The sequence below is a fragment of the Micromonospora phytophila genome, from assembly GCF_023656545.1.
In the GTDB taxonomy this organism is placed as follows: Bacteria; Actinomycetota; Actinomycetes; order Mycobacteriales; family Micromonosporaceae; genus Micromonospora; species Micromonospora phytophila.
This window is the reverse complement of record NZ_JAMOKF010000391.1, coordinates 1-4,475: the sequence shown is the minus strand read 5'-3', so window position 1 is coordinate 4,475 and position 4,475 is coordinate 1. Positions and strand designations below refer to the sequence as shown.

Annotated in this window: 5 protein-coding genes; 1 reads left to right on the top strand and 4 read right to left on the bottom strand. The window is 73.5% G+C overall.

Translation table 11 applies throughout. The features are described from left to right. The first annotated feature begins 624 nt into the window (after positions 1 to 624). Entirely contained in the window at positions 625 to 2,067 is a 1,443-nt protein-coding gene (gnd, locus tag NCC78_RS28035) for an NADP-dependent phosphogluconate dehydrogenase (RefSeq protein WP_250798260.1), read from the top strand. A gap of 92 nt (positions 2,068 to 2,159) precedes the next feature. On the opposite strand, the gene NCC78_RS28030 is transcribed toward gnd, so the two are convergent. The 4 genes from NCC78_RS28030 to NCC78_RS28015 all read right to left on the bottom strand — a co-directional run bounded on the left by NCC78_RS28030 (position 2,160) and on the right by NCC78_RS28015 (position 4,374). Beyond that, positions 2,160 to 2,921 carry a pirin family protein gene (locus NCC78_RS28030; protein ID WP_250798258.1) on the bottom strand — a complete coding sequence of 254 codons (762 nt, stop codon included), beginning with the start codon at positions 2,919 to 2,921 and terminating at the stop codon, positions 2,160 to 2,162. A gap of 55 nt (positions 2,922 to 2,976) precedes the next feature. Beyond that, positions 2,977 to 3,198, bottom strand: coding sequence for a thioredoxin reductase (locus NCC78_RS28025; RefSeq protein WP_250798257.1), 222 nt, complete (start codon positions 3,196 to 3,198; stop codon positions 2,977 to 2,979). A 125-nt stretch (positions 3,199 to 3,323) separates the two neighbouring features. After that, positions 3,324 to 3,509, bottom strand: coding sequence for a hypothetical protein (locus tag NCC78_RS28020; RefSeq protein WP_250798256.1), 186 nt, complete (start codon positions 3,507 to 3,509; stop codon positions 3,324 to 3,326). Positions 3,510 to 3,573: 64 nt separating this feature from the next. Beyond that, entirely contained in the window at positions 3,574 to 4,374 is an 801-nt protein-coding gene (locus NCC78_RS28015) for an isoprenyl transferase (protein ID WP_250798261.1), read from the bottom strand. Positions 4,375 to 4,475 lie beyond the last annotated feature (101 nt).

Sequence of the window (4,475 nt, the reverse complement as noted above, 5' to 3'; positions counted from 1 at the left end):
CGGCCGGCGCCGGAGACCGGCGGACCGGCCTTCGGCGCGGCGGGCCGCTCGACCGGCAGCGCCGGCACGACCGGCGTGACCGTCACCTCGGCGAGGTCGGCCGGCGTCAGGTCCGCGACCGACGGCGTGGGCGGGGTGGTACGGGACTTCTTCGGGTTACGCCTGGCGGGCATCCGTGCCTCCTTGATCTGCGGGCCGCCCCGGAGCGAGGCGGTCGCGATGGCTGGTGACCGTCGCGGGACGGTCGAGCGGAATCGGACTGCTTCCCGGGAGCCTCACGGAGGGCACCGCCGCGACGGCGGCAGATGCTCGGAATGCGGACGCCCGGGAGCACGCGGACCGCGGCGCGGGGCGGCGGGCCGGCTCGGAGGTGGGGCGTCAGTCGCGCATACCCGCACGCTATCCGACCGGGGCGGCGGGCGCACCCGAAATACCGGCACCACCGGCGGCCTGCCGACCGACGGCTCACCAGCAAGGTCGCGGCACGTCGAGGCCCGCCTGGCCGAGGGCTGAGCGCACCCGCGGCGACACGGCGGTGACCGGCTGTCGAACACCGCGCCCGGTCCGCCGCGCACCGCGATACGGTCGCAGCGGCAGGTGTCGACGGCGGAAGGTGGCGGGCGGATGGCCGAGCAGGCGACGGCGCAGATCGGCGTGACCGGGCTGGCGGTGATGGGCCGCAACCTGGCCCGCAACCTGGCCCGCAACGGTTTCACCGTGGCGGTGCACAACCGCTCGCCGGAGCGCACCCGCAGCCTGGTCGCCGAGCACGGCGACGAGGGGACGTTCGTGCCGGCCGAGTCGATGGCCGACTTCGTCGCGGCCCTGGAGCGGCCCCGCGCGGTCATCGTGATGGTCAAGGCCGGCGGCCCCACCGACGCCGTCATCGACGAGCTGATCCCGCTGCTCGACGACGGCGACATCATCGTGGACTGCGGCAACGCCCACTTCGCCGACACCCGGCGGCGGGAGGAGGCGCTGCGCGGCCACGGGCTGCACTTCGTCGGGACGGGCGTCTCCGGCGGCGAGGAGGGCGCGTTGCGCGGCCCGAGCATCATGCCGGGCGGCTCCGCCGAGTCCTACCGCAAGCTCGGCCCGATCTTCGAGAAGATCGCCGCGCAGGTCGACGGGGTGCCGTGCTGCCGGCACATCGGGCCGGACGGCGCCGGGCACTTCGTCAAGATGGTCCACAACGGCATCGAGTACGCCGACATGCAGCTGATCGCCGAGGCGTACGACCTGCTCCGGGCCGGGCTGTCGGCGGAGCCGGCGGAGATTGCGGAGATCTTCCGCGAGTGGAACTCCGGTGAGCTGGAGTCCTTCCTGATCGAGATCACCGCCGACGTGCTGGCGCACACCGACGCGGCCACCGGGCGCGCGTTCGTGGACGTGGTGCTGGACCGCGCCGAGCAGAAGGGCACCGGCCGGTGGACGGTGCAGAGCGCTCTCGACCTCGGCATCCCCATCACCGGCATCGCCGAGGCGACCTTCGCCCGCTCGCTGTCCGGGCACGCCGAGCAGCGCGAGCCCGCGCGGCGCGCGTTCCCCGACGCGGGTGAGAAGTTGCAGGTCGGCGACCGGGAGACCTTCGTCGAGGACGTCCGGCGCGCGCTGCTCGCCTCCAAGATCGTCGCGTACGCGCAGGGCTTCGACCAGATCCGCGCCGGCAGCCGGGAGTACGACTGGGGCGTCGACCTCGGTGGCACGGCGACGATCTGGCGGGGCGGCTGCATCATCCGGGCCCGCTTCCTGGACCGCATCCGGCAGGCGTACGACGAGCAGCCGGAGCTGCCGACGCTGCTGGTGGCGCCCTGGTTCGCCGAGGCGGTCAGCGCGGGCGTGCCGAGCTGGCGGCGGGTGGTGGCCGAGGCGGCCCGGGCCGGGGTGCCGGCGCCGGCGTTCGCCTCCTCTCTGGCGTACTTCGACGCGTTGCGCGCGGAGCGGCTGCCGGCCGCGCTGATCCAGGGCCTGCGGGACAACTTCGGCGCGCACACCTACCACCGGGTGGACCGGGAGGGCACGTTCCACACCCGCTGGGCGGCCGACCGCTCCGAAGTGGAGGCCTGACCCCGCCCCGCCGTCTTGCTGTTTCCTCCCGGGGTCACAAGCCGCAGCAGAGGGGCTACACCGGCAGGATCGACTGGAGGGGCGGGCGGCGCTCAGGCGACGGTGGCGTGCATCTCCCAGACCAGGATCTCGGCGGGTTCGGTGGCGCTCACCCGCTGCCCGCCGGTCATGGTGAGCCGGGCCGCGTCGCCGGTGCCGAGCGGCCCGCTGCCCTCCAGGGTCACCGCGCCGCTGGGCACGTAGAGGTGGACGAAGGGCGCGTCCGGGAGGACGACCTCGTCGCCGGGGCTCAGCCGGGCGGCGTGCAGGGTGGCGTACCGGTTGCGGATTCGGATCGCCGAGGCGCCGTCGTACCGGTCCATGCCAGAGGCGACCGGCACCAGGCCGCCGCGGAGCAGTTGGTCGCCGATCTCCAGCTGCTCGTAGCCGGGGTCGACGCCCTCTTCGTCGGGGAGCACCCACATCTGCACGAAGTGGACCGGGTCGGTGTGCGGATCGCTGCCTTCCAGCCGCCAGGAGTCGTTCTTCTCCGAGTGCAGGATGCCGGTGCCGGCGCTCATCCGCTGCGCCAGCCCGGGATAGATCACCCCGGAGTGCCCGGTGGAGTCCTGGTGCACCAGCGATCCCCGCAGCACCCAGGTGACGATCTCCATGTCCTGGTGCGGATGGGTCTCGAAGCCCGCGCCCGGCCGGACCACGTCGTCGTTGTTGACCAGCAGCAGCCCGTGGTGGGTGTTGGCCGGGTCGTAGTGCCGGGAGAACGAGAACGAGTGCTTCGAGTCCAGCCAGGAGATCCGGGTGGCGAAGCGGTCGTCGGCCCGCCGGACGTCGACGGCCGGAACGGGGGCGGTCACCGCACCACCGCTGCGCCGTCGGAGCGGGGCTCGGCGGAGGCGGGACCGGGCGCGGTCACCACGCACGCTGCCCGGTGTCGTTGGGCGCCCAGGTCAGGGCCGGTTCACCGCTGGCGAGTTCGGCGATCTCACCGGAGCGCGACTGCGGCGCGTGGTGCAGCGCCGCGCAGTGCTGCTCGGCGATCTCGGCGCAGATCTCGGCCACCTGGTCGCAGATCGGGTCGCCCAGGTCGGCGGCGTTCAACGCCATGATCATCTTGTACCGGAGCTCCGGCATCCCCACCCCCGAGGCGGACGCCGTCAGGGCGTGCGTCCCACCTGCGATCCTACGCGCGGCGGGACCTCCGCAGACCCGAAAGTCACCGCCGGCGCCACCCCGCGGGCGGCGCCGACGGCGGACGATCAGAAGAAGCGGCGACGCTTCGCCTGCTGCGGGCGCAGCATGTCCGCACCCTTGCGGAGCAGGCGGCTCACCCCGGTCGGGCCACGGCGGGCCTCCATCGTGTGGCTGAGCCGGCGCGCGCCGGCGGCGGCCAGCGGCAGAGCGACAGCCATCACCGCCCACTGGGCAATACGCTTCTGGATCATGTGGGTTCACCTCCGTCAGTGGCTCCTGACCGCAGTGGTACCCCGCAGGAGGGACCGGTAAGCCTCAGACGGACGGCGCGACCGGGTTGGGCAGCGCACCGCCGAACCGGCGGTCCCGCTGCGCGTACAGCTCGCAGGCGTACCAAAGGTGCCGGCGGTCGAAGTCCGGCCAGAGCGTGTCCAGGAAGACCAGCTCGGCGTACGCGGTCTGCCAGAGCAGGAAGTTGGAGATCCGCTCCTCGCCGGAGGGCCGCAGGAAGAGGTCCACCTCGGGGATCTCGGGGTGGTAGAGGTACTTCGCCACGGTCTTCTCGGTGACCTTCGCCGGGTCGAGCCGGCCGGCGGCCACGTCGCGGGCGATCGCTGCGGCGGCGTCGGCGATCTCGGCCTGGCCGCCGTAGTTGACGCAGAACTGCAGCGTCAGCGTCGTGTTGCCCCGGGACATCTCCTCGGCGGTCTGCAGCTCGGAGATGACGCTCTTCCAGAGCCGGCCGGCCCGACCGGACCAGACCACCCGCACGCCCAGCTCCACAAGCTGGTCGCGGCGGCGACGGATCACGTCCCGGTTGAAGCCCATCAGGAACCGGACCTCGTCCGGCGAGCGCCGCCAGTTCTCGGTGGAGAACGCGTACGCCGACAGGTAGGGGATGCCCAGCTCGATCGCGCCCTCGATGGTGTCGAAGAGGCTGTGCTCCCCCGCCTCGTGACCCTTGGTGCGGGGCAGCCCGCGCTCCTTGGCCCACCGGCCGTTGCCGTCCATCACCACGGCGACGTGCCGCGGCACCGCGCCGGCGGGCAGCGCCGGCGGACGGGCGCCCGACGGGTGCGGTGTCGGCGGCACCGGCTCACGCCGGCCGGCCCTCATCGTTCGGATCACTCGGTCATCTCCCTGCTCACACCGTCCGCGCCGGACCCGACGCCGTGGGGCGGCGGGACCGGGCCGGCCGCGCCACCGCCCGGCGGCGG